The organism is Pseudomonas sp. LBUM1673, assembly GCF_059695645.1.
The window spans coordinates 3,564,141-3,587,304 of the sequence record NZ_CP166780.1; the positions used below are offsets into that span (position 1 = coordinate 3,564,141).

Genomic DNA, 23,164 nt, shown 5'->3' on the forward strand with positions numbered 1-23,164 from the left:
CGGACACAGATTTTGTGCTCACTACTCCCACAGGGGTTAGCGTTCAGTCGTCGATCTGTGTCAAACACCGGGCAAACAACTGCTGGATCGGTTGTGTACGCTGGCTATAACGCTGCAACAGCACGATCTCCCGGTAGAACGTCAGCTCACCCAACGGGATGATCCGGACCTTGGCCCCATGCTCAAGCCACAGCCCCGCCTCGGGCAAGAGTGAAACACCCAATCCGCATTCGACCATTTTGACGATGGCTTCCAGCTCATCCAGCTCCAGAGCCACCTGCACATCAATCTGCTGCTCGCGCAAAAAGCGAGTCACCAATCGTCCACCGAAGGAATTGCGGTCGTAGCGTACGTGGGGGTGATTGGCGAGTAACAGCAGCGGGTCGTCGCCCTCAAGGTCTGCCGGCACGATCAGCACAAACGGCTCCCGGCGAATGACTTGCACCGACAATTCCTTGGGTAATTCGAACGGTGGCTTGATCAGAATCGCCAGGTCCACTTCGCCGGTGTCCACCTGACTCAACAGGCTCAGGGATACCCCCGGTACCAGTTTCGCCTCCAGCAATGGCGCCTGCTGCCTGAGTCGCAACAGCGCCCGGGGCAACAACCCGGTCTGGACGGTGGCCACCGCGCCGATCTTCAATTCACCACGAAACTCGCCGACGCCATCACTGACGGCCATGCGGCTGAAAGTCTCAAGCATTTCCCGAGCCATCGGCAACGCCCGCTGCCCCGCCGCATTGAGAATTGCCTGACGTCCGGTGCGATCGAACAGGCGTATGCCCAACGCCTGTTCGAGGTTGCGGATCTGCGCGCTGACCGCCGACTGGGTCAGGCCGATGTGCATGCCTGCCGCTGCGAATGTGCCATGACGCGTCACAGCAATGAAGGTTTTCAGCTCCCGCAGCATGTGGCCCCCAATTGATCGAAATAATTTGAGCTCGCTGCAAAAACTATCGTCTTTCAATCAAAAAGCACAGGACTAAACTCAGCCTCAACTCCCAACCCGTCGAGGCACGTCCGATGCAACTGTCCCCTTTTCACTTGGCTATCCCGGTTTACGATTTGGCCGCGGCCCGGCGCTTCTATGGCGAAGTGTTCGGCCTGGAAGAAGGTCGATCCAGCGATCACTGGGTCGATTTCAACTTTTTCGGGCATCAACTGGTGATTCATCTGGCACCGAAAAACGCTTCTCAGGAAGCCGCCCATACCAACGCCGTGGATGGTCACGACGTACCGGTGCCGCATTTCGGTGTGGTATTGGGGATGGAGGAATGGGAAACCCTGGCAGAGCGCTTGAAAGCCCTTGGTACGCACTTCGTGATCGAGCCGGGTATTCGCTTTCAGGGATCGGTGGGCGAACAAGCCACGATGTTTCTCTTCGACCCCTGCGGCAACGCTCTGGAATTCAAGGCGTTCAAGAACATCGACCAGTTGTTCGCCAAATGATCGGCCCTACCCTTGATGCCACCGCCCTCAGCGAGGCAGTCACCCATGGCGAGACGAGCGTTGCGGCCATCGCCGAGTACTTTCTTGAGTGCATTCAGGCGCTCGAGCCGGACATCCAGGCCTTCGTCTCGTTCGATGCCCGGCAGGTTCGCGCCGATGTGGCGCAAAACAATGGCCGAGGCCTGTTGGCCGGCGTACCCGTGGGCATCAAGGACATCTTCGACACCGCTGCCTATCCGACGCAATTCTATTCGCCCATTTACGCCGGCCATCAACCCTCCCGGGACGCCCACGTCGTGACACTGCTACGCCAGGCCGGCGCGCTGATCATGGGCAAGACCCACACCACCGAGTTTGCGTACATGCACACCGGCCCGACCCGCAACCCCTACGACCTCGCCCGCACGCCGGGCAGTTCCAGCGCGGGTTCGGCAGCCGGGATGGCGGCGGGTTTCTTTGCCTTGGCGCTGGGCACCCAGACCGCTGGCTCGTTGCTCAAGCCGGCGTCTTACTGCGGCCTCTTCGCCTTCAAACCGTCGTTGGGCCTGGTATCGCTGGAAGGTGTGAAACCGCTGGCGCCGAGCTTCGACACCGTGGGCTGGTACGGTCGATCGGTGCGCGATCTACACCTCGTGGCGCGAGTGTTGATTCCTGGCTTCGTAGTACCTGACGTCGAGCGGCGTGCGCTGCAATTGGGTTTCTGCCGCACGTCGCGCTGGGATCAGGTGGATCCCGAGGTGGCCCGCGCTCTGGAGCAGGCAGTGGATCAGTTGCGCAGCGCCGGCCATCACGTCAGCGAAGTGCGGCTGCCGGATGAGTTTGCCGGTGTGTTCGACGATCATCAGTTGATCAACGATTGCGAAGGTGCCCGCTCGCTGGCGAAGGAATGCCAACAACACCGGGCACAATTGAGCCCTTCGACACTGGCCATGTTCGAGCGAGCGGCGGCCACAACATGGGAGCAGGAGTCCGCTGCCAAGGCACGCCTGGCCAATCTTGCCCCACGCTTGAATGAGCTTTGCCAACCCTTCGACGCCATGCTCGGCGCCTCTTGCGGGATAGTCGCGCCGATGGGCCTGGAAAGCACCGGACCGTCGGACTTCATCAAGTTCTGGGGAGCGTTCGGCTGGCCGCAGGTGAATATCCCTCTGCCCCGCGACGAAGCGCAACTACCGATCGGACTGCAGATGATCGGGCGGTTCAGGCACGACGGTTGGTTACTGCGAACAGCATCCCGGGTTGCAGCGGACTTGCAGGGCAGCCCTCAAAACTCAACCGGGCCTTGATGGCGAACCTCATCGAGCGCCCGCATCAGGCCATCGACTGTTTTGTGATGGGCGGGATCGAATTCGATTTGCGCGACACTGAAACGAATGTCGTACCCACGATGCACCGTGGCATTGCGCTCATCGAGTATTTCTTCGAGTCGCGCTCTGACCGCGCCAACCTCCACCGCGTTGGAGCCGGTCAATAAGGCGGCAAACTCATCGCTGCCCAGCCGGCCGATCACATCGCTTTCACGAAAGGCGATGCGCAGCACATCGGCAAAGGTTTTCAGGGCATTGTCGCCCTCGGCGCGACCGTACAGCTGGTTGATGCGCTTGAAGTCATCAAGGTCGAAAAACAGCAAGGTCGCGGGTTTTCCCAACTGCTGACAGGCCTCCAGCCCCAACCGGGCCAAGGCCTCGAAGCCATGACGATTGGAGAGCAGCGTCAACTCATCCATGCTCGCCATCTGCACCGCCATCAACTCTTGCTCGGCCTTGCGCGCCAGGTCGCGCAGTACATCGCGATCCTGCACTGCACTGTCGAGGACGTTCGGCGTGCGCAAGGTGTCTGCGACAGCGCCGTGTTTGACCAGTTTGCCTGGGGTTAGCATCACTCACTCCTTGATGGATATGAACGTTAGAGTCGCTCACACCCGGTATGACTCCCTATAAACGCGCCGCTGGTCAGCTACCTGCCACCGGACACGGCCCTCCAGCATCTGCCCAGCGCTTGAACTGGGTGACGAAGATGTCGTGGGGCACCGGCACCGGCGCCCGTCCCTCACCCGGATGCCAGCCCCAAAGCACCAGTTTGTCCTCGCTGACATGCTTGATCAGTGCCGCAAAATCACGATCGCCATTACTGGAACGGTCTTTGATCATCGCGCACAACTTGTCGGGCGGCAGACCGATCCAGGCCATTTTGTGCGCGGCCGGCGGCAGGCTCCAATGCGGCGCCCCGGGCGGCGCGTGAGCCCCATAACTGGCTGGCGGATTGCTTTGGGCATGACAGCTGGCACACGGCAAACCAGCCGCTCCCTTACCGTCCATCCCACGCACCACATTCATTGCATGAGGTATACCGGCGTCGAACTGCAACGGCGAATCGCCGGGGATATGACAGTTCTGACAACGCGGACTCTGGAACACCCTTTGCACCGTCTCGAACGCCTTCACGGCCTCTTTATCGTCAGCGAACAGGTCCGGGGCATAGCCACTCAGCCCGATCAACACCACCGCACCAAGAAACACATGTCGCCTCATCTCACACCCCCGACAGTTGCAGCGGCAGTTCCCGCAGGCGCTGCCCGGTCAGGGCAAACACCGCGTTCGCCACTGCCGGCGCCACGGGCGGTACACCGACCTCGCCGATGCCGCCGGGTTTGTCGCTGCTGGGGACGATATGCACCTCGACCACCGGCATCTCGTTCAGGCGCAGTACCTGATAGTCGTGATAATTGGACTGCTCCACCTGACCGTCCTTGAACGTCAGTTTGCTGTGCAAGGTAAATCCCAGACCAAAGGTGATGCCTGACTCCATCTGCGCGGCGATGCCCTGCGGGTTGACCGCAATGCCGCAGTCCACCGCACACACCACCCGGTGCACGCGAATCGCCAGGTTGTCCTGCGACACCTCGGCCACCTGGGCGACGTAACTGCCAAAGGACTCATGCACCGCCACGCCCAACGCGTGACCGTCCGGCAATGGCGCCTTCCAGTTGGCTTTCTCGACAGCCAGGTTCAGCACACCCAAATGCCGCGGATGGGCCTTGAGCAAGGCCCGTCGGTATTCCACCGGATCTTTGCCGGCCGCGTCTGCCAGTTCATCGATCAACGATTCCATGACGAATGCGGTGTGGGTGTGCCCTACCGACCGCAGCCACAGCACGCTGATACCGGTTTGCGGTGAATGCAGATCGACCTGGTGATTGGCCAGCCCTTCAAGATAAGGGCTGTCGGCCACGCCTTCGACGGAGGTTTTGTCGACGCCATTCTTGACCATGGTCGCCTCGAACGACGTGCCGACCAGAATCGACTGCCCGACCAGCACATGCTTCCAGGCCATCGGCATGCCGTCGGCACCCAGCCCGATGCGTGCCTGATGCAGGAACGCCGAGCGGTAGTAACCGCCGCGAATGTCATCTTCCCGAGACCAGACGGTTTTCACCGGCCCACCCGCAGCCTTGGCGACGTACACGGCTTCGCTGACAAAATCCGAGGTCGGGTTGGCTCGGCGCCCGAAGCCGCCACCGAGAAACTGGGTGTGGATCTCGACCTGTTCGGGTTTGAGCCCGGTGATTTTCCCCGCGATCATCTGATCCAGCGTCTGAAACTGTGTGCCGGTCCAGATTTCGCATTTGTCCTTGGAGATTTTCACCGTGCAATTGAGCGGTTCCATCGGTGCGTGGGCCAGGTACGGCACGCTGTATTCAGCCTCAATCGTCTTCGCCGCTTTGCCTAGCGCCGCTGCCGTATCGCCGGCCTGACTGGCCGAGATGCCGGGGGTGGCGGCAAGTTTACGGAAGCTCTCCAGCAACTTCTGACTGTCGAGCCCGCTATTGGGGCCCAGGTCCCATTCGACCTTCAGCGCATCGCGCCCCAACTTCGCCGCCCAATAATGATCGGCAATCACCGCGACACCCGTGGGCACCTGCACCACTTTGTGCACGCCTGGTACCGCCAGCGCCTCGGCACCTTCGAAGGATCTGACGCTGCCACCGAACACCGGCGGGCGAGCGACCATCGCCGTCATGAGCCCGTCGAATTGCACGTCCATGCCGAACTTGGCGCGCCCGGTGATTTTCTCCGGGGTATCGAGGCGCTTGGTGGGTTTGCCGATGACTTTCCAGTCCTTGGCTTCCTTGAACTTGATCGAGGCCGGATCCGGCACCGGCAACTTACCGGCGTCATCCGCCAATTCGCCGTAAGTCGCGCGCTTGTCACCAGCAATGACCACCCCCGACTCGGTGAGAATCTGCGAAGGTGCGACGTTGAATCGCTTGGCCGCCGCCTCGATCAGCATCAAGCGCGCCGCCGCCCCGGCCTGGCGATAGCGGTCGAACTCCATCCAGGTCGAGGTCGAACCGCCGGTGATCTGCATCCCGCCAAACGCCGGCAGGCCATAATCGGCGGCCGAAGCTGGCGCATGTTCGACGCGGATTTTCGACCAGTCGGCGTCCAGCTCTTCGGCGATCAACATGGTCAGGCCAGTCCAGATGCCCTGGCCCATTTCCGAATGGCCCAGCAGCACGATGATGCTGTTGTCGTTGCCAATCCGTAAAAAGGCATTAGGCGCGAAGACGTCCCCTTGATTCTCGGCACCGTGGGCAAAGCGATGGGCGCCAGGGATGACAAACGCCACCACCAGACCACCGCCAAGCAATGCACTGCCCTTGAGAAAACCACGACGCGACACAGGGTTGATACTGTTCATTGCTCAGCTCCCTTCGATGTAGCATCAACCGATCTCGGCGGCGCGTTTGACCGCGGCGCGGATTCTTGGGTAGGTGCCGCAGCGGCAAATGTTGCCGGACAGCGCCTGGTCGATGTCGCTGTCGGTGGGCTGGGGGATCTTCGCCAGCAACGCTGCCGCCGACATGATCTGCCCGGATTGGCAATAACCGCACTGGACCACGTCGAGCTCGGCCCAGGCCTGTTGCACCGGGTGCGAGCCGTCGCTGGACAGGCCTTCGATGGTGAGAATTTTCTGCCCGTGGGCCACCGCCGTGGCGGGCGTAATGCAGGAGCGCAGCGGCGCGCCGTCGACGTGTACGGTGCAGGCGCCACACTGGGCCATGCCGCAACCGAATTTGGTGCCCGTCAGGTGCGCGACATCGCGCAGCACCCAGAGCAACGGCATGTCCGCCGGGACATCCAGTTCCTGGTCCTTGCCATTGATGTTAAGGGTCAGCATTGCGGGTTTCCTCAGACTCACGGTGTTCTGAAGGGGCGCCTCGTGGCGAGGGGGCTTGCCCCCGTTCGGCTGCGAAGCAGTCGCAAATCCAGTGCGTGCCGGTGTGCTTGGCAGTACGAGATTGCAGGTTTTAGGACAGCTTCGCAGTCCAACGGGGGCAAGCCCCCTCGCCACAAGCTTCGCTCCTACAAGGTCGGCGATTACGCGCGCCTTGGGTTATCCCTACAGCTAAGCGCAATTTGACCCACAAGCCATGTTCATCGACCACCGGTCGCTGCCGCCGCGCTCGTAGCAGCTGCCGAGCTTGCGAGGCTGCGTTCGGCGGCGCAGCCGTCGTAAACCCTGTATGCGAGGTTTTCCTGATGCTCCGCGATATCTGATTCACGACTGCTTCGCAGCCTCGCAGGCTCGGCAGCTGCTACGCGGATACCCGGCTACGCGGGTGATCGGAAGCGGGCCCGGGCCAGCTAAAAGCAAACCAATATCATTTGCGTGACTTCCGGTCATTTGCTTTAATCGCGACCAATTCTTATTTGCACCCGCGACGCCACTCCGGTCGCCATGGACATGTGCGCTCAATGACAGTCGTCGATTCCTCTTTGGTTCAAAACCTCTATACCTGCCACCACCGATGGCTGTACGAGTTGTTGCGTCGACGCCTCAGCAATGCAATGGATGCCGCGGACCTGGCTCATGACACCTTCATGCGAGTGCTCAAGCGGCCGCAGGCGTTCGACTGCGAGGTTCGCGAGCGCTCCTATCTGGCGACCATTGCTCGCGGTTTGTGCATTGATCACTGGCGTCGTCGGCAGTTGGAGCAAGCCTGGCTGCAGACCTTGGCCACACGGCCTCCCGCCTTGCAACCTTCGCCGGAACAACGGGCGATCATCGTCGAGACCCTGCACGAAGTGGACGCCCTGCTGCAACGTCTGCCCAAGCGGGTCAGCGATGCATTTATCCTGGCTCAGCTGCACGGCATGCCCTACAAACTGATTGCCAGCGAGATCGGCGTCAGCGAGCGCATGGTCAAGAAATACCTGGCCCAGGCCATGATGCATTGCGCGATCCTCGAGGCCGAACTCGATGGGCTGTTGATTGAATAATCCCGCGCCCGCTGCCTCCTTGAAAAAACTCAGCCATGCCAGCCTCGAGCAAGCGGCCCAGTGGTATGTGCAACTCCACGACCCACAAGTGGCCGATCACGAATGCCTGCGCTGGCAGGCCTGGCTGGCCCAAAGTGCCGATCATCAGGACGCCTGGCGCTACATCGAACGGGTCGGCCAGCGCTTCACGCCGCTGCAAAACCACAGCGAGCAACAGGCTGTCAGCCAGGTCTTGCGCAGCACCGGACGCTCGCCAATCAGTCGCCGCCAGACCCTCAAAAGCCTGCTGATCCTCACCGCCGGCAGCCTGACGGGATGGGCCGCCTGGCGCGGCACACCGCTGCCGGAAACCCTCGGACGGCTTACGGCCGACCTCTCCACCGGCACCGGGGAAACCCGCGAAACCGTGCTCAACGACGGCAGCCGAATCTGGCTGAATGCACTCAGTGCGCTGAATGTCCGCTTCGATGCCACACAACGCTTGCTGCAGTTGCAGTGCGGCGAAGTGTTGATCGACACCGCCAAGGACCCCGGCCGACCGTTTTTGGTGGAAACCGCCCAAGGGCGACTGCGGGCGCTGGGTACCCGCTTCAGTGTTCGCCAGGAGGAGCGACAGACATTGCTGAACGTCTATGAAGGCGCGGTCGAAGTCCGCACCCGCCAGGGCGCGTTGCAGGTCGTCGAGGCCGGTCGACAACTGGCCTTCACCAACAACGCAATGGCGCTGACCACTGCCGCCAGTCCCTCGCGGGAAGCCTGGCGTCAAGGCCTGCTGCTGGCAGACAACCTGCCACTGGGCCAGTTGATCGACGAATTGAATCGCTACCGTCCGGGGCATTTGCACTGCGATCCGGAAGTCGCCGAGCTGCCGGTCATGGGCTCGTTCCCGCTCAAGGACACCGATCAGGCATTGCGCCTGCTGGAAGCGGCATTGCCGATCCGGGTGCAAAAGACCTTCCCCTGGTGGGTCAGCGTCGGCCCGAAAGTCTGAGCAGCAAACTCTTTTTCGGCAATCGGTTCCCTTTTGCCTTTTTCGTTCGGTTAACCCCTCAGAAGCACCTCACATTGCCGATCGAACTGATTCCAGGGAACGCCATGTCACGCAACGCCTTCACCCGCACTCGTTTTGCCCTGCGCCCCTTGGCGCTGGCTCTCCCGGCCGCATTTCTGAGTTTTTCAGCGACGCTCGCTCAAGCAGACACCACGGGTGCCAGTGAACAGTCCAGCCCCCGGACACGCCACTACTCGATAGCCGCGGGACCATTGGCCAGCGTACTCAATCGCTTCGCCGAGCAGAGCGGCGTCTTCCTCGCCGGCCACAACGACCTCGCCGCCGGCAAGAGCAGCCCCGGCCTTGATGGCGACTACACCGACTCGCAAGCGTTGCAGCGTCTGTTGCAAGGCAGCGGCCTGCAAGCCAGCCCCCAAGGCAACGGCGGCTATGTATTGCAAGCAGCGCCTGCCTCGCAAGGTGCGCTGGAACTGGACGCCACGAACATTTCCGGTCAGGGGCTCGGCGCCACCACTGAAGACACCCATTCCTATACCACCGGTTCGACGTCTTCGGCCACCGGCCTGCCGCTGTCCCTGCGCGAAACACCGCAGTCAGTGACCGTCATCACCCGTCAGCAAATGGACGACCAGGGCTCCACCAGCATCGCCGACACCCTGCGCCGAGCCCCCGGCGTCAGCGTGCAGAACTACGACAGCGAACGCTGGGAGTTTTCCAGTCGCGGCCTGCCGATCACCAACTTCCAGTACGACGGCGTCAATACCGACTATGACGGTGTCTACGATTACGGCACCACCAGCACCGACATGGCGACCTTCGACCGCGTTGAAATCATCAAAGGCGCCACGGGCCTGATGACCGGCTCGGGCGATCCCTCGGCCACCGTCAACCTGATCCGCAAGCGCCCCACCAAAGAATTCAAGGCGTCGATCGCCGGCACGGTCGGCTCCTGGGACAACTATCGCAGCGAAGGCGACATTTCCGGCCCGCTGACCGAAAGCGGCAACGTGCGCGGGCGGTTCGTCGGGGTCTATCAGGATCGCAGCGCCTACATGGATCACTACCAGAACACCAAGGACATCGCCTACGGCATCCTCGAAGCGGACCTGACCCCGGACACCCTGCTGACCTTCGGCATGGACCAGCAAAATACCCGTTCGCGCGGCGCCAGCTGGACCGGTTTCCCGATGTACTCCAGCGACGGCTCGCGCACGAACTTCTCCCGCTCCTTCAACCCGGCCACCGACTGGAGCCGTCGCGACTTCACCAACCAGACGATATTCGCCTCCGTGGAACAACGACTGGCCCACGACTGGACACTGAAAGTCAGCTACGACCGCAAACACCGCCAGCACGACACCCTGCTCGGCTCCGCCAGCGGCGGCAATCCGGACCCGGTCACCGGTAACGGCATGTTCATGTACATGGGCAAGTTCAAGGGCGATCAGGTTCAGGACAACATCGACATCAACCTCACCGGCCCCTTCAGTCTGTTCGGCCGCGAGCATGAATTGATCGCCGGTTTCATGTCGATGAACGCCCGCCAGGACATCCCGGTGCACGGCTCGGTCTATCCAGCCCTGGACAGCAGTATCTTCGACTGGCGCGGCGACTTCGCCAAACCGGACATCCCGCGCATCGGCGATAACGATATCGTCCAGCGCCAGACCGGTGCCTACCTGGCGACCCGGCTCAAGCCCACCGATGATCTGTCGGTGATCCTCGGCGGCCGGGTCAGCGATTTCAAGGGCAGCGACCACCTCGACTACAGCGACCCGAACACGCCCGACGTGCGCGACAGCTACCGCCAGACGGGCGTGGTCACCCCTTACGCCGGGCTGATCTACGACCTCAACGACACCTATTCGCTGTACACCAGCTACACCAGTATTTATCAGCCGCAAATGAGCAAGGACGCCACGCGCCAACTGCTCGACCCGGTGGAAGGCGACAGCTACGAAGCCGGCATCAAGGCCGAATACTTTGGTGGGCGCCTGAACGCCAGCTTCGCGGTATTCCGCATTGAACAGGACAACATCGCCCAGTACGTCAGCGGCTTCGAGACCGAGTCGGTGTACAGCGCCGCCCAGGGCGCGACCACCAAAGGTTTCGAGTTCGAGCTGGCCGGTGAAGTGATGGACGGCTGGAACCTGTCGGCCGGTTACACCTACAACCACACCCGCGATGCCAAAGGCGATTACGTCTACGGCTCGGTGCTGCAAACCACCGCCCCGGAACAAGTGGTGCGCGTATTCAGCACCTATCGACTGCCCGGCGCATGGGAAAACCTGACCGTTGGCGGCGGTGTGAACTGGCAAAGCGAGTTTTTCGGCAACGTGTTCCAGCCCAACCCCACCGACACCGTCAACTTCGGCCAGTACTCACGCATCACCCAGGACAGCTACTACCTGGTGGACCTGATGGCACGCTATCGCTTCAACGATCACCTGAGCGCGACCGTCAACGTAAAGAACCTGTTCGACAAGACCTACTACACCGGACTCGGCAATTTCGGCACCGGTTTCTACGGCGAACCGCGCAGCCTGCAACTGACGACCAAGTGGGATTTTTGATAGCGATTCCAAGCGCTGCCGAAGGATCGGCAGCCGTTTTCTTGCGAGTTGTCGATCTACGGCGCCACCCGTCCACGGCGGACTGACTACGCTGATAATCCAGCGTGTTCAACCTGCCGAGGACAACCGCCATGCAACGCTTTCCAAAACTCACACCCTGCCTGTGGTTCGACGATCAGGCCGAAGCGGCGGCGAAGTTTTATTGCTCGATCTTCGATCACTCAAGACTCACCGCCATCACCCATTACGGCAAGGCTGGTCAGGAAATCCATGGCCGTGCGGAAGGTTCGGTGATGACCGTCAGTTTCGAGCTCGATGGCCATGCCTTCACCGGACTCAATGGCGGACCGGTATTCACCTTCAACGAAGCGGTGTCGTTCCAGGTCAACTGCCAGAACCAGGAAGAAGTCGACCACTTCTGGGGCAACCTGTCTGCCGGTGGCCCTGTACAGGCGCAGCAATGCGGCTGGCTGAAGGACAAATTCGGCGTGTCGTGGCAGATCGTGCCCGTGGCGCTGATGCACATGATGCAAGACGCCGACACGGCAAAATCCCAGCGTGCCATGCAAGCGATGTTGCAGATGAAAAAGCTCGACATCGCCGAACTGGAGCGAGCCTTTGCCGGCCAGAGCTAATACACTCAGGCGCTGGCCTGCCGAGGACACCGAGATGAAGCACACCGTCGCCAAAGATGCAGACAAAGCCCCACGCTTCTGGCGCGACGACGCCCTGCCCTTCATCGAAGCCCGTTCCATCGCCGACGGTCGCGAGGTCTGCTACAGCTTGCATTCCCACGCGCACTTTTCCATTGGCGCGATCACCGCCGGGCGCAGCACCTACCTCCACGAGCAATCGGAGTGTCAGGTCAGCGCTGGCACCGTGGTGTTGATGAACCCCGGCGATGTGCATGCCTGCAATCCGATCGACGACCAGCCCTGGTCGTACCTGATGCTCTATGTCGAAACGCCCTGGCTGACCGATTTACAGCATCAGCTCGGCTTCAGCCAGGACTCGGCGTTTCGCCGATTTTCCGTCACCCACAATCGCGACGTGGAGCTGTTCGCCGGCCTGAAGAACTTGTACGAGGTGTTGGTCGATCAGCAGCAAGACGTGCTGCGCAAACACAGTGCGGCGGTGGAGTTTTTCACCGAGGTGCAACAGCGGCTCAATCCCATCGATCAACCGCTGCGCGAACCCAATTTCAAACTGGAACGGGCCGCCAACTATATTCGTGACAACTGCACGCACCTGCTCAAACTCGAAGACATTTGCGAGGCGGCGCAACTGTCGCCGTCCTACCTGATCCGCGCCTTCAAGCAGCATTACGGCATGACGCCTCATGCGTTCCTGGTCAACCAGCGCATCCAGTTCGCCCGGGACCGACTGCGCAGCGGCAGGTTGATCGCCGATGTGGCGCTGGAAGCCGGGTTTGCCGACCAGGCGCATTTTCAGCGCGCGTTTAAACAACATCTGGCGGCGACACCGGGGCAGTATCGCGGTTGAAGGACAAGTTGGCCTGGCAAGCGTCAGGCCCTGTGACGCGCTATTACGCACATACACTTCCCGGCCTCACACTTAGTAAGCCAGGCGAAAGCCGCAATGCTGTTCACTTAAAGCGCGCTCATCAGTCATGCCTACCTTTGTGGCGAGCGAGCTTGCTCGCGCTGGGCTGCGCAGCGGCCCCAAAAAATCTCCAACCCTGCCGATTTTTGTGAGTGCTACGCACTCAAGCGGGAGCAAGCTCCCTCGCCACAGTTTTTTTTGACTCAAAACGCTCTTAAGTGAAGAGCATTGGGCGAAAGCCGAGCTTTAATAAGCCGCTGCCATTCGACTTCATAAAATATGAAACTCACAGATACATAAGCATTGGGACTTATTACCTTCTCACCCTTTACTCTCTCGAGTTCAATATAGTCCAGCGTCTAACGCCCGCTCGCACAACCGAAACATTCAGAACACTACAACTTAAAATCTTGCAACATTACGAAGATGGATCTTCAACTATGCAACCTCCATACGATATGTACATCAGTTCTATAAACGCGCGTCAAAAACAGGCGATAACCGAAGCCATCACCCATTTCATCAGCAACAAAAATGCCCAGCAGGCATTAGGATGGGCATGGGATCGCATCGCAGCTGACTGCGTAACAGGTTCCAACTTCGACCAACTACACCGACCTGCCAATGTGTGTTTGTCGAGACTGACCCGACACCCCGAGTTTCAGAAAATCCGTGCCGCACTCTCCATACCCCGGAATGCCGCTTTCCTCGTGGATAAAACAGGCCGCCTCTATTACAGCTATGTGAATGTGAACAGCCTTGACCACGTCAGCACGGTCTATTTTTCTCCCCGAGACATTACGGCCAATGTGGTCGGCATTGCCCATTTGGATAAAGAGCTGGGCCTGTTGGCCGACATGACCAAGTTGACCGGTGGATGGATTACGTCCGGGGACAAAATGACCGTCGGTCAATGGCTGCGCTTCCATGGATTGTCGCTGCCAGACGATGAAGAAGCTGCCCGAGCGCTGCTTGACCTGTTCAACTTTGCGTCCCTGCCTGACGGCACCAAGTATGGAAACTACTGGCAATTGCTGGACGCTCCCGACAACTCCCCGTTCAAACTGACCGAGCACAATCGCGCCATCATTCGTCAGGTGACCGAGGATTTGACTGGTGGTGAAACCAGCCTGGTGGCCAGTTTTGGCATTCACCTGATCCTCGAAAGCACCTCGGCGGATCAATTGCCCACCAGCCAGAGTTACCGCTTGCAAAGACTGATCGAAATTGCGGTCTGGGCCTCGGCGCAGGGGCAAGCGTACCTCGAGGCCCTGGGCTGGTTCACCGATGAGAGCGGGCCGAAACCGCCCCCGGGGTTTGTCGAGCAGTTGCTGATTGCGGCGATGCTGCTTGACCTCGATCCCGGTGCCGACAGTGCCAACACAACATTCGCCGGTTTCGACCTCTATTCGGCTCACTACCTGACCCGGCATCCTTCCTATGTTCGCACTCGCCTGGAAACGCATCTGGTCGAGCGTCTCAACCTCGATAGCCTGCTCGCACCCCTGGTCGCGGAGTGGGTACTGGGAGGAATGGCGCCGGAGTACCTGTTTGCTGACTGGCCATCGGAACTGCAACCGGGAACCCCAGGATGGGTGGTCGGCACGCAGGCTGTACATTTTGCCGAAGCGCTCATTCCCGGTGTCACCCGCAAGTTGACCTATCAACATCTGCTCGGTTTCAGCCAGTCATCGAAGGCGACACCACAATTGGCGGCGTTGCAGGCCACTATTACGGTTGATCCGGTAGTGACGTGGGCATTGATGAACGAAATCATCACTCGGGACACCAAGGGAAACTTGAGCCAGCAAGCGGTCACCCTGGCGACGGAGGAGTACGACAAGTACATCGAGAAGATAGTGAGCGCCGCCGCCAAACTCGGCCAACCGATACCTCACCGCAAGCCCCTCGCGCTAAAAGAGCTGACGTCCGCGGTACCGGACTGTGACCCTGACGAATGGCTGGTCAAACACATCGATAGCGGCGGCGGAGCCAAGCGGAAAGTATCGGTACTCGATCTTTATATGGGCGATGAACTTCATGACAAGAAGTGGGATCGCCTCAGAGGCCCCAGTATCTACCAATCGTTCCCCCGGTTGACCGAGCTGTATCCCGTTACCCACTTATATGAAGAGGCCATTGACCGGCATTACCGTGGATTGACAGAAGCGCTGGCCAATAATATCGAAGTTGCACTGTCGCAATTGCCTCCGGGCGATGCCCCCTTCATTGAATACGGCGCCCTGGGTATTTATTGCATTCAGAAATACACAACAACCCGCTTTCCAACATTGCCTACACCCGGCGGAATTGTCAGGCCTCTGACTGCACTCCCCGGGGAAACGGGTCGATTCGGCATCCTCATCTGCGCCCAGATGTATTCACAGATTCGCTGTTATGAACTGTTCCCCATCAGACTGAAATGCAGGTCCAATCCAAAACTCGAACCCCTTTTCCGTCCACTGATGACCATAGACCCGAAAAGCTTCGAGACAGAATTTGTCGAGCGTCAAAAGTTCGAGAGCATCCCGATCGATGTACAGGCTTACCTGCAAAACAGCACGCCACGGGATAACGCCCGTTCCAGGTTGTTCATCCGCAAGATCGGTGAGTTCAAGGCATCATCGGATGACGCAGATTCCAGTTATCCGAACCCCTACTTCCGCTCGCCCCGCAAAGAAGCACTCAGCAAGCTTATTGCGCAGGAAAACCCGTATTTCACCGTGGATGAGCTGAAGCAGATCGGTTTGGATCAGACCCAACGAGAACGGGCGATTGCAAAGACCGATGCCATCTTCAACACCCTTATCAACCTGATCATTCCGTTCAAGGAGTGCATAGAGGAGCTTTCCTCGGGTGTTGACTCAAGGCAGAGGAACGCTATCTTCGGCTGCGTCATGGACGTGGCCGCTGTGGCGCTGGCTTTTGCTGTCATACCCGGGAAGATTGCCGTCATCAGCTCCAAAGCCGCGACCGTACTCACCCGGCTGCTGTCTTCATCCAGAGTGTTGATCGGTACAACCCTCAGTCTGTTCAACCCGCTGGACGGGCTACCCCAATTGCTCAAGGGTGGGGGAAAACTGTTGGGGCGAAGCGCGACAAAACTGAGCAACCACGCCTTCTCCGCCACCCACCTGGCCAGGGAACAACTGCGTCATCTGACAGGCGCGTACAGCTATGACCTGCTAAAGGCCGTGGAGCATACCGGCTCGGCTACCCAAATTCGCATGTCGCTGGACACAGTGGCCCACGCCAGAGCGATTTTCAGAAGTGATGGCATTGAAAGCGCAGAGCAGATACTCAAGCACCTGTACACCAATGACGCCAAGCTGCTGAAGCATATCCCCGAACAGGAGCTGGCGCGCCTGCTGGAAAACTCCCTTGTCGATATAGCGCTCAAGTCCGACCCGGTAAAGTCGCTCAAGGAAGTGATGAATCCGCAAGTGGTCGACAGCCTCGTAAGGCAGCAAGCAAAAAAGTACAACCTGGCTCAGCTGCACCATTTCGAGGATCACACGGTGTTGCCGGAGATCTTCGATACCACCTTGCAACTGGAGTACAAGAACCTGACCGCCATGCACACCCATCAAAATGCAATTGTCACCAAAGACCTGGGCCAGGCACCGTTCAACAGCATTGCCGATGAGCTGACATTCAATCCTGGTGGCCTTACCGACAACACGGATCGAGCCACCGCCTGGATCCTCAACGCGTCGAGTTCCCGAAACGAGCTGGATACCGTAAAGAATCTGCTCCTCGAATACAGTGCCAACAGCAAGCCGCTGAACGACCCGACGGTCTACGCCGAACTGCATCGACGCATTGCGCCCGCCGATCCTGGCGGTTTGCGCAGCCCTCACGGGGAGGCTCGTTATCCATCCAATGTCTCCGGGGCGGCACTGCTGGAAAAACACGTGGCGACACTTGATCCGGCCAACGAGCATTTCGCCAGGCAAATGCTGGGAGCAATGCTCGGCTACCACAGTTTCGTCGATGGCAATGGACGTACAGCCCGTGCGATCTATGCCATCGCAGAGCTGAGAAAAGGCCGATTCAATGCGATTAGCCACACATCCGAAAATGCATTGAGCGGGCTGGCCTGACCGGTCTGTTCAACGTCAATGAACCCGTGTCTCGCTTGACGGGGCACGGATCATTTCAGCACGCTGATCCATCGCCAGACGTTGACCTTTCTTCGCCAAACCCGGCCGTCAGGGATACAGCAGATACGCCGCACACAATGCCAACATCAACGCCATGGTTCGATTGAACAGGCGCATCCCCGCAGGATTGCTCAAGTAGCTGCGCAAAAACGTCCCGGCATACGCCCAGCAACCGACGGACAGGTAACAGATCACCAGGTACACCGCCGCAAACTGCCACACCAGCCGCGTTTCGCCATCGGCGACAAACGCGCCCATTCCCGCCACGCAAGCCAACCAGGCTTTCGGGTTGAACCATTGCATCACCGCGCCATACAGCATCGACGGCGCCCGGCCCGATTCCCTGGCATCGAGCTGACCGTTATCAGTGGCCAATTTGAAAGCCATGAACAACAGAAACGCCACCCCCGCCCATTGCACCACCCGGGTCAGCGCCGGCCATCGTTGCAATACCTCGTGCAATCCCAGTCCCATCAACACCAATAGCAGCACGAACCCCAGCGTCGCCCCGGCCACATGCCGCTGACTGGCACGAAAACCGAATTGCGCCCCTGAACTCAACGCCACGATGTTCACCGGACCCGGTGTAATGGAAGCGGCCAGGGCAAACGCGGCCATGGAAAGAATCAGACTCATTGCATACCTTCTTCAATTCAGTTGAACCAGGCCTCAAGGTAATGAGGCGCCTGAACGCCGTATTGAAGAAAACACCCCTTTGCGTCGCTGAAAGCCTGTCACGATGAGCCTTGTGGCAGGCCTATACTTCAAGAGTCGGCACACTCGGTGCGACGTGCAATTGTGTTGATGCAGGGGGGCCGCGTCGAGTGATCGTTCACGCAGGCCACGGCCTGCCTTCATCGTAGGGAGGAGGACATCATGGCGCGTAAATACATCGACTGCCGCGAGTTTCCAAGCGATTCCAAATGCTCGGTCGCGCTGTCCGCAGACTCTGAAAACGAACTGCTCGAGGCCGCCGCACAGCATGCGGTCAGTGTTCACAAGCACACCGACTCACCGGAACTGCGTGCTCAACTGAAGACGATGTTTCACGACGGCACCCCGCCTGTTGAAGCACCGCGTCCCGCGTAGGAGCTGTCGAAGGCTGCGATCTTTTGATCTTGATCTTCATCACGACCGCCGAAGGTCAAGATCAAAAGATCGCAGCCTTCGGCTGTCCCGACTCAAGGCGCATTAACCACGATATAAGTCACATCGCTGCCCTGATACTGCGGTTGATACCAGGTTGAACCGCACTGCATGTAAGCCGTGTTGTACTGGATGACTTGCACACAACTGGGAGGCAGTTGCGCAGGCGTGAAAATGGACCCGACCACCGCCGCGGTCACCGCGACCGTTGCGGTGACGGCCGCCGCCGTGGCGATCGGATGGTAGTGATTGTCGTAGCCGTAGCGGCCACGCCCGTCTACGTCGATGTCCACGTCGCGACTGTTGTCGATGTTGACGTTACGGGTGCTGTTGTTGATGTTGGTTCGGTTGCCAGTGGTGTTTCCGGCATTGGCCCGATTACCAGAATTGACTCTGTTGCCGGCATTGGCCCTATTGCCCGCGTTGACGTTGGCAGGGCGTTGCGCGGTATTGCCGGTGTTGATGCGCTGAGCCCTTTGGGCAGTGGTTGACCGATGCCCTGGCGTGCCCTTGGGCGCGCTGGGGTCGGGCATCCACATAAGTGACCAGGCTCAGCGTCAGTACCGAGGTGGTTGCGAGCGATAACAACAAGCCCCACGACATCGTCCTGTTCATGTCATTCCCCTTTCTGATCACTGGCTTTCTTCAAAGGAATCGCCACATCGCCTTTACCCGATGCGAAGGTGAAGATCGAGTCCTTGATGTTCGGCTTCAGGTTCCAGTGATACACCGCGCTGTACTCCGGAAAACCCGGCTCATCGGTGGTGGTGATCACCAGTTTGCACGGCAGTGGCTTCTCGGATCGGGTGATCCACAACTGCCAGTCAACGCCCTCCTGCCGAAAGGCCAGGTGATCACACAGTTGCCCCTTGATCGTCGATGGGCCAACGTACAGCGCCTCTTTCAGCGCATCGATCTGTGACTGATCGCTACCAAACAGAAACAGGTCTTCCATGGGTATCTGAACACCATAATGGTCTTCGATCATGTGCAACGTATCGGACAATTTCGGCGGCGCATCCACCGTCGTGTAGTACTTCAGAAAAGGCGAATACTGGGTCAATTTCTTGCCGTTGTAGAAGAACTCTCGCGTTCGAATATCGCCTTCTGTCTTGGCGTACATCCGATCACGACCCGTCACTTTCAAGACATTGAAGGATTCGGTCTTGATCTTCTGGCCGGACTCCAGAACAGTATCCCGGGACACCTCGGCGTCTACCTGAAACGTCGGCAGGCCGCGCAAGTAGTCGCCCATATCGATGAGTTTATCCACCACTTGCGGGTTGACTGTCGGGGTGGCGTCCGGTGTTGGCAGATCGGCGGCACGAGCGCCGGGGGCAAGCGCCAGGGTGAACAACAGGCAGAAAACACTCGCGTTGGCTTTCATTGATCCCGCTCCTGGCCTGTGCACGACTCTTAAGCCTAGACCTGGCGTGTTCCATTCGTCAGAAGGTCGCGCCTGCGTCGCAATCCTATATTCAGGTTTTTTCTAAAACCCCACATCCAGCACCACACTGTCCAGATACGTGCCCGGTGGCGGCGTGCTCTGGTCGGTGTAGATTCTGGCGTTGTAGTTGAAGATCTGGCTGCCGGTGCCCAGGCCGTTGCCGGGGTTGACCTCGGCATCGGAGCTGGCGCGGCGGGCCGTGCTGACGCTACCCCAACGGGTGGTTCCGGCGCTCTTGAAGATGTCGTAAGCCAGGTAATTGCTGCCCGAGATCATCCGCCTGCGCCCGCCCACGCCGACAGCATGCTGACCATCGTCCAGCCCCACCGTGTAGGCACTGCCCTTGGTGCAGGCCAGGTTGATCGTCTGGCCAGTGACAGTGGCGAAGGAACTGATTACCGAAGCGCTGCCAAAGCTGAGGTTCGGCGCAGTGATCGTGCAGTCGTTTTCCACGGTCATATTCACAGTCAGACTCGTGGAACCGCTGTTGATGTCTCGCCCCTGACAACTGCCACCTCCACCATAGTCATGGCAATAATCCCAGCTCCAGAAAATGTTCAGGGTTTCAGAGTAAACCCCGGCAGCCACGTTGCTGCCGATAATCGTATGCAGGTAGATCGGGATGGTCTTGGCAACCACTGGATTGGAAAGCAGGCCGAGGTCATCAATTATCGAGTGTCGGGCGAAGTCGAACGCCACGCCGCGAGTGATCGGATAGCTGGTACTGTTGTTGGCAAACAGCGTGTAACCAATCACATCACTGGTTGGCCCGACCACCCCTGCGGTTGCCGACGTAATGGTGGCGTAAAAATGATCATCGCTGGCCAACGACGATGCCAACGAACCGGTGCAACTCAAACCGGCATGGGTGGTGGAACTGGTTTGCAAAGTGGTACGCACCGCGATCGAACTCATCGAGCCAAAGCCGGCCGGTGAAGTACTGGCCACCTCGCACAAGGCATAGGCATGACACGGCAGAAAAATCGCCATCAGCCCGATCACTTTACCCGGCCATCGATCAGAACGTTGCACACCCCATCTCCCTGTTCCATTCATTGGCGTTTTCATTGACACAGCAGCGGTCCGATCAACGGCACCTGGTCCTGCTTCATGTCCAGCGTGAACTGCGCCTGGCAGGTCCGGCCATCGGCCAAAGTCACGTGCAAACTATTGTGTTCTTCGAGGTTTTCCAGATAAACCAGTCCGTCCCAACCGACCACCGCATACGCCCCGCTCTGCTCGTGCCGCACGCGGCTGCCCAAGGGCAATTCATGCTGCTGCGCATCCACCAGCACCACACTCGCGGCAATGATCCGGCTCAGGGGAAACTCCAGCAGGTAGCCACTGCCACGGCGCACCGAGACCCGTTGCTCAACATTCGAGCTCTGCACATTGGTCGGCAGGTTCAGTGGATCGATTTCATATTTGCCGCGATAGTAGGCGCTGCTCCACGGCACCAACAGATGGCCATTTTTATCCGTCTGGCCCACCCGTTGATTCTCGTAACGCACCGGAATATCGGCAAATCCACCGGTGCTGACCACGACAAAGGCATCATCGATACGATTGGCGACGAACACTTGGTGATCCATCCACACCAGCGAACCGCTGGCATCGGCCCAACGGGTCTGGGCATCACTGCTGCCGTAAACCCCAGCCTGCAATTGCACCGATTGCAGGCGCCAGGTCAGGTCGGCCTGACGATAATCCGGGCCTTCGTCGTGGGCATAACCGAGGTTGAAGCCCACGCCACCTGCGCTGGGCACAGCGCGACTGTAATTGACGCGCTGGCGGCTTACGCCGGTCTTGCTGCGCTCGCCACTCACACTCAAGGTGCCACGCAGGTCGAAGGGGATGACCAGTTGAGCCTGCATCGCCCAGTCGCTATCGCCGATCTCGCGATTGGCCGACAGGTAAAAACTGGTATTGCGCCACAGTGGCTTGCTCCAGGTCAGATTGAGTAACCGGGTGCGCGAATCATCCGCCGCCCGCACATCGAAATAGCCCGCACCGAGGCTGCCCCAGCCGTTGAGACTGACGCTCAGGGTCAGCTGCTCGCTACGCTGGCTGAGGCTGATATAGGGGCTGTCTATAACGGTCAGGTCAGCGTACTGGTCGCGGCGCTGCATACGCTGATAAGCAACGCTGTAGTGCTGGCTGCTGTATTGATAACCGAGGCTGACTTGCTGACCGCTATTGCCGTCGAACCGGCTTTGGCTGACCGCCGTGTTGAGCACGCCGAAATTGCCCAGGCGCAGGTTGCCGCCAACGCCGCCAAGGGACAACGCGTCCGAGGCCTCGGCATGGCTTTCAAGGGTCAGGCTGTCGTTCAGACCGTAACGCAGGCTGCCGGAGGTCACGCCCGGACCGTAACCGAAATCGCGAATCCCGAAGTCACGGCGCAGGGTACCGGCGGCCACCGAGAAGTCCATCAGGCCTTTTTGCAGCAGGTTGCTGGTGACATAGAACGGCACGGTGGTCGAGACCTGTCGACCGAGAGCATCGGTAGTGACCACCACTGCTTCGCCGGCACCATTGATGAACGGAATGTTGGTCAGTGTGTAGGGACCGGGCTGCAGCTCGGCGCTGCTGGATTTGTAGCCGTTGATGAACAGGTCGACCGAGGACGGTACCGCCGCTTCCCCGGCGAACTGCGGCAAAGGGTAGGTCACCAGGTCCGGGCGCACGCCGAAATCACGCGACACTTGCACACCGCCCAGGCGCACCGAACTGCTCCAGGGCAAGGCGCCGCTGACCAGATCGCCCGCCTCGTAAGTCAGCAGACGCTCGTCATCGGAGTAACGCCAGGTGGTGTCGTAACGCCGATAACCATTGTTCAGTGTGCCGCTGCTGATTCCGGAAATCGTGCGCCGGTATTGCCCGGTGTTGGACAGCGTGCCCCAACTGTCGAATAGCCGCACCTCGTTCCAGGCCGCGAGGTAGGTGCCGCTGTCGTCAGTGTCGTTGAGGTACAGGTCGTAGTTGAGCAAGGCGCCGAAACTGCTCAATGCCGGGGTGCGCGGATACGCCTCACGGCTGCCGACAAACTGCTCCGGCAACCAGTCCGGCGGGACGTTCAACAACAGCCGCTGACCCTGACTGTCGTAATCGCTATGCAAGCCTTGCAGACTGTCGAGGGCGACCTCGGCGTTGAGCTCTTGCGGCAGCTTCATACCGATTTCGCGTAATACCGCGACCGGTACAAAGAAGCGCCCGCCGCGCTGCGCCACCGCCACCACACGCCCGGTATCCATTTGGTTGACGACCAGTTCCAGAAACAACTGCGCGTCGACAATCGCCTCCATGCCACTGGGGGCTGGCGGCAGGTCTCCCGCCAGGCCGTGGTGGGCGAATACCAGACAGCACAGGCCAATCGCGGCCCACAGCGGACGCTTAATACTGCGAGCCCGATCCTGGCTCATCACCGCTTTACGTCCGTCAATGGACATTTCCTTACTGTGGCTAGCGAATGCCTGAGTGCCTCTCAGTCAAGGAACTTTTTGCCAGGGGCTTGTCCCCCTCGCCAA

19 protein-coding genes are annotated in these 23,164 nt (G+C 59.5%); 9 read left to right on the plus strand and 10 right to left on the minus strand.

Annotation, left to right across the window (positions count from 1 at the left end):
* Nucleotides 1–43 precede the first annotated feature (43 nt).
* Nucleotides 44–910, minus strand: a complete 867-nt coding sequence (locus ACA044_RS16360; RefSeq protein ID WP_497442343.1) for a LysR family transcriptional regulator — start codon at nucleotides 908–910, stop codon at nucleotides 44–46.
* 113 nt (nucleotides 911–1,023) lie between these two features.
* Here ACA044_RS16360 and ACA044_RS16365 point away from each other — a divergent pair, with 113 nt between their 5' ends.
* Together ACA044_RS16365 and ACA044_RS16370 are read left to right on the plus strand one after the other, a co-directional pair.
* Nucleotides 1,024–1,449: a VOC family protein gene (locus ACA044_RS16365; protein ID WP_497442344.1), complete on the plus strand. Its 426-nt coding sequence runs from the start codon at nucleotides 1,024–1,026 to the stop codon at nucleotides 1,447–1,449.
* A complete protein-coding gene (locus ACA044_RS16370) occupies nucleotides 1,446–2,735 on the plus strand; it encodes an amidase (protein WP_497442345.1) in 1,290 nt (429 codons plus the stop codon). Before ACA044_RS16365 ends, ACA044_RS16370 begins: the two co-directional genes overlap by 4 nt.
* Here the strand turns inward: ACA044_RS16370 and ACA044_RS16375 are convergent.
* The 4 genes from ACA044_RS16375 to ACA044_RS16390 form a co-directional block, all read right to left on the minus strand.
* Nucleotides 2,714–3,328: a GGDEF domain-containing protein gene (locus tag ACA044_RS16375; RefSeq protein ID WP_497442346.1), complete on the minus strand. Its 615-nt coding sequence runs from the start codon at nucleotides 3,326–3,328 to the stop codon at nucleotides 2,714–2,716. The genes ACA044_RS16370 and ACA044_RS16375 overlap by 22 nt on opposite strands.
* Nucleotides 3,329–3,401: 73 nt before the next feature.
* Nucleotides 3,402–3,980, minus strand: coding sequence for a hypothetical protein (locus ACA044_RS16380; protein WP_497442347.1), 579 nt, complete (start codon nucleotides 3,978–3,980; stop codon nucleotides 3,402–3,404).
* 1 nt (nucleotide 3,981) lies between these two features.
* Nucleotides 3,982–6,150 (minus strand): xanthine dehydrogenase family protein molybdopterin-binding subunit, encoded by a 2,169-nt coding sequence (locus ACA044_RS16385; protein WP_497442348.1) that lies wholly within the window; start codon nucleotides 6,148–6,150, stop codon nucleotides 3,982–3,984.
* Between the two features lie 24 nt (nucleotides 6,151–6,174).
* Nucleotides 6,175–6,630, minus strand: coding sequence for a (2Fe-2S)-binding protein (locus ACA044_RS16390; RefSeq protein WP_497442349.1), 456 nt, complete (start codon nucleotides 6,628–6,630; stop codon nucleotides 6,175–6,177).
* 578 nt (nucleotides 6,631–7,208) lie between these two features.
* Between ACA044_RS16390 and ACA044_RS16395 the strand changes: the two genes are divergently transcribed.
* From ACA044_RS16395 to ACA044_RS16420, 6 genes are all read left to right on the plus strand, one after another.
* A complete protein-coding gene (locus ACA044_RS16395; RefSeq protein WP_497442350.1) occupies nucleotides 7,209–7,733 on the plus strand; it encodes a sigma-70 family RNA polymerase sigma factor in 525 nt (174 codons plus the stop codon).
* A complete protein-coding gene (locus ACA044_RS16400) occupies nucleotides 7,726–8,724 on the plus strand; it encodes a FecR domain-containing protein (protein WP_497442351.1) in 999 nt (332 codons plus the stop codon). Before ACA044_RS16395 ends, ACA044_RS16400 begins: the two co-directional genes overlap by 8 nt.
* Nucleotides 8,725–8,828: 104 nt before the next feature.
* Nucleotides 8,829–11,318 (plus strand): TonB-dependent siderophore receptor, encoded by a 2,490-nt coding sequence (locus ACA044_RS16405; protein ID WP_497442352.1) that lies wholly within the window; start codon nucleotides 8,829–8,831, stop codon nucleotides 11,316–11,318.
* 131 nt (nucleotides 11,319–11,449) lie between these two features.
* Nucleotides 11,450–11,953, plus strand: a complete 504-nt coding sequence (locus tag ACA044_RS16410) for a VOC family protein (protein WP_497442353.1) — start codon at nucleotides 11,450–11,452, stop codon at nucleotides 11,951–11,953.
* A 34-nt stretch (nucleotides 11,954–11,987) separates the two neighbouring features.
* Nucleotides 11,988–12,821, plus strand: coding sequence for an AraC family ligand binding domain-containing protein (locus ACA044_RS16415; protein ID WP_497442354.1), 834 nt, complete (start codon nucleotides 11,988–11,990; stop codon nucleotides 12,819–12,821).
* Between the two features lie 500 nt (nucleotides 12,822–13,321).
* The gene (locus ACA044_RS16420; protein WP_497442355.1) at nucleotides 13,322–16,984 is read left to right on the plus strand and encodes a hypothetical protein; all 3,663 of its coding nucleotides are present in this window, start codon (nucleotides 13,322–13,324) and stop codon (nucleotides 16,982–16,984) included.
* 108 nt (nucleotides 16,985–17,092) lie between these two features.
* Here the strand turns inward: ACA044_RS16420 and ACA044_RS16425 are convergent, their stop codons facing one another.
* Nucleotides 17,093–17,680 (minus strand): LysE family translocator, encoded by a 588-nt coding sequence (locus tag ACA044_RS16425; protein WP_497442356.1) that lies wholly within the window; start codon nucleotides 17,678–17,680, stop codon nucleotides 17,093–17,095.
* Nucleotides 17,681–17,920: 240 nt separating this feature from the next.
* Between ACA044_RS16425 and ACA044_RS16430 the strand changes: the two genes are divergently transcribed.
* Nucleotides 17,921–18,133, plus strand: coding sequence for a DUF1059 domain-containing protein (locus ACA044_RS16430; RefSeq protein ID WP_008074349.1), 213 nt, complete (start codon nucleotides 17,921–17,923; stop codon nucleotides 18,131–18,133).
* Nucleotides 18,134–18,225: 92 nt separating this feature from the next.
* Here ACA044_RS16430 and ACA044_RS16435 read toward each other — a convergent pair whose 3' ends face one another.
* The 4 genes from ACA044_RS16435 to ACA044_RS16450 all read right to left on the minus strand — a co-directional run bounded on the left by ACA044_RS16435 (nucleotide 18,226) and on the right by ACA044_RS16450 (nucleotide 23,059).
* On the minus strand, nucleotides 18,226–18,723 hold the full coding sequence (locus ACA044_RS16435) for a hypothetical protein (RefSeq protein ID WP_497442357.1): 498 nt from the start codon (nucleotides 18,721–18,723) through the stop codon (nucleotides 18,226–18,228).
* Between the two features lie 83 nt (nucleotides 18,724–18,806).
* Entirely contained in the window at nucleotides 18,807–19,577 is a 771-nt protein-coding gene (locus ACA044_RS16440; protein WP_497442358.1) for a DUF2092 domain-containing protein, read from the minus strand.
* Between the two features lie 102 nt (nucleotides 19,578–19,679).
* A complete protein-coding gene (locus tag ACA044_RS16445; protein WP_497447240.1) occupies nucleotides 19,680–20,627 on the minus strand; it encodes a Csu type fimbrial protein in 948 nt (315 codons plus the stop codon).
* Between the two features lie 74 nt (nucleotides 20,628–20,701).
* Nucleotides 20,702–23,059 (minus strand): fimbria/pilus outer membrane usher protein, encoded by a 2,358-nt coding sequence (locus ACA044_RS16450; protein WP_497447241.1) that lies wholly within the window; start codon nucleotides 23,057–23,059, stop codon nucleotides 20,702–20,704.
* Nucleotides 23,060–23,164 lie beyond the last annotated feature (105 nt).

Bases quoted from the DNA above. Each gene is read 5' to 3' on its own strand.
- ACA044_RS16360 (WP_497442343.1), bottom strand. From the start codon at position 910: ATGCTGCGGGAGCTGAAAACCTTCATTGCTGTGACGCGTCATGGCACA.
- ACA044_RS16365 (WP_497442344.1), top strand. From the start codon at position 1,024: ATGCAACTGTCCCCTTTTCACTTGGCTATCCCGGTTTACGATTTGGCC.
- ACA044_RS16370 (WP_497442345.1), top strand. From the start codon at position 1,446: ATGATCGGCCCTACCCTTGATGCCACCGCCCTCAGCGAGGCAGTCACC.
- ACA044_RS16375 (WP_497442346.1), bottom strand. From the start codon at position 3,328: ATGCTAACCCCAGGCAAACTGGTCAAACACGGCGCTGTCGCAGACACC.
- ACA044_RS16380 (WP_497442347.1), bottom strand. From the start codon at position 3,980: ATGAGGCGACATGTGTTTCTTGGTGCGGTGGTGTTGATCGGGCTGAGT.
- ACA044_RS16385 (WP_497442348.1), bottom strand. From the start codon at position 6,150: ATGAACAGTATCAACCCTGTGTCGCGTCGTGGTTTTCTCAAGGGCAGT.
- ACA044_RS16390 (WP_497442349.1), bottom strand. From the start codon at position 6,630: ATGCTGACCCTTAACATCAATGGCAAGGACCAGGAACTGGATGTCCCG.
- ACA044_RS16395 (WP_497442350.1), top strand. From the start codon at position 7,209: ATGACAGTCGTCGATTCCTCTTTGGTTCAAAACCTCTATACCTGCCAC.
- ACA044_RS16405 (WP_497442352.1), top strand. From the start codon at position 8,829: ATGTCACGCAACGCCTTCACCCGCACTCGTTTTGCCCTGCGCCCCTTG.
- ACA044_RS16410 (WP_497442353.1), top strand. From the start codon at position 11,450: ATGCAACGCTTTCCAAAACTCACACCCTGCCTGTGGTTCGACGATCAG.
- ACA044_RS16415 (WP_497442354.1), top strand. From the start codon at position 11,988: ATGAAGCACACCGTCGCCAAAGATGCAGACAAAGCCCCACGCTTCTGG.
- ACA044_RS16420 (WP_497442355.1), top strand. From the start codon at position 13,322: ATGCAACCTCCATACGATATGTACATCAGTTCTATAAACGCGCGTCAA.
- ACA044_RS16425 (WP_497442356.1), bottom strand. From the start codon at position 17,680: ATGAGTCTGATTCTTTCCATGGCCGCGTTTGCCCTGGCCGCTTCCATT.
- ACA044_RS16430 (WP_008074349.1), top strand. From the start codon at position 17,921: ATGGCGCGTAAATACATCGACTGCCGCGAGTTTCCAAGCGATTCCAAA.
- ACA044_RS16435 (WP_497442357.1), bottom strand. From the start codon at position 18,723: ATGCCCGACCCCAGCGCGCCCAAGGGCACGCCAGGGCATCGGTCAACC.
- ACA044_RS16440 (WP_497442358.1), bottom strand. From the start codon at position 19,577: ATGAAAGCCAACGCGAGTGTTTTCTGCCTGTTGTTCACCCTGGCGCTT.
- ACA044_RS16445 (WP_497447240.1), bottom strand. From the start codon at position 20,627: ATGGCGATTTTTCTGCCGTGTCATGCCTATGCCTTGTGCGAGGTGGCC.
- ACA044_RS16450 (WP_497447241.1), bottom strand. From the start codon at position 23,059: ATGAGCCAGGATCGGGCTCGCAGTATTAAGCGTCCGCTGTGGGCCGCG.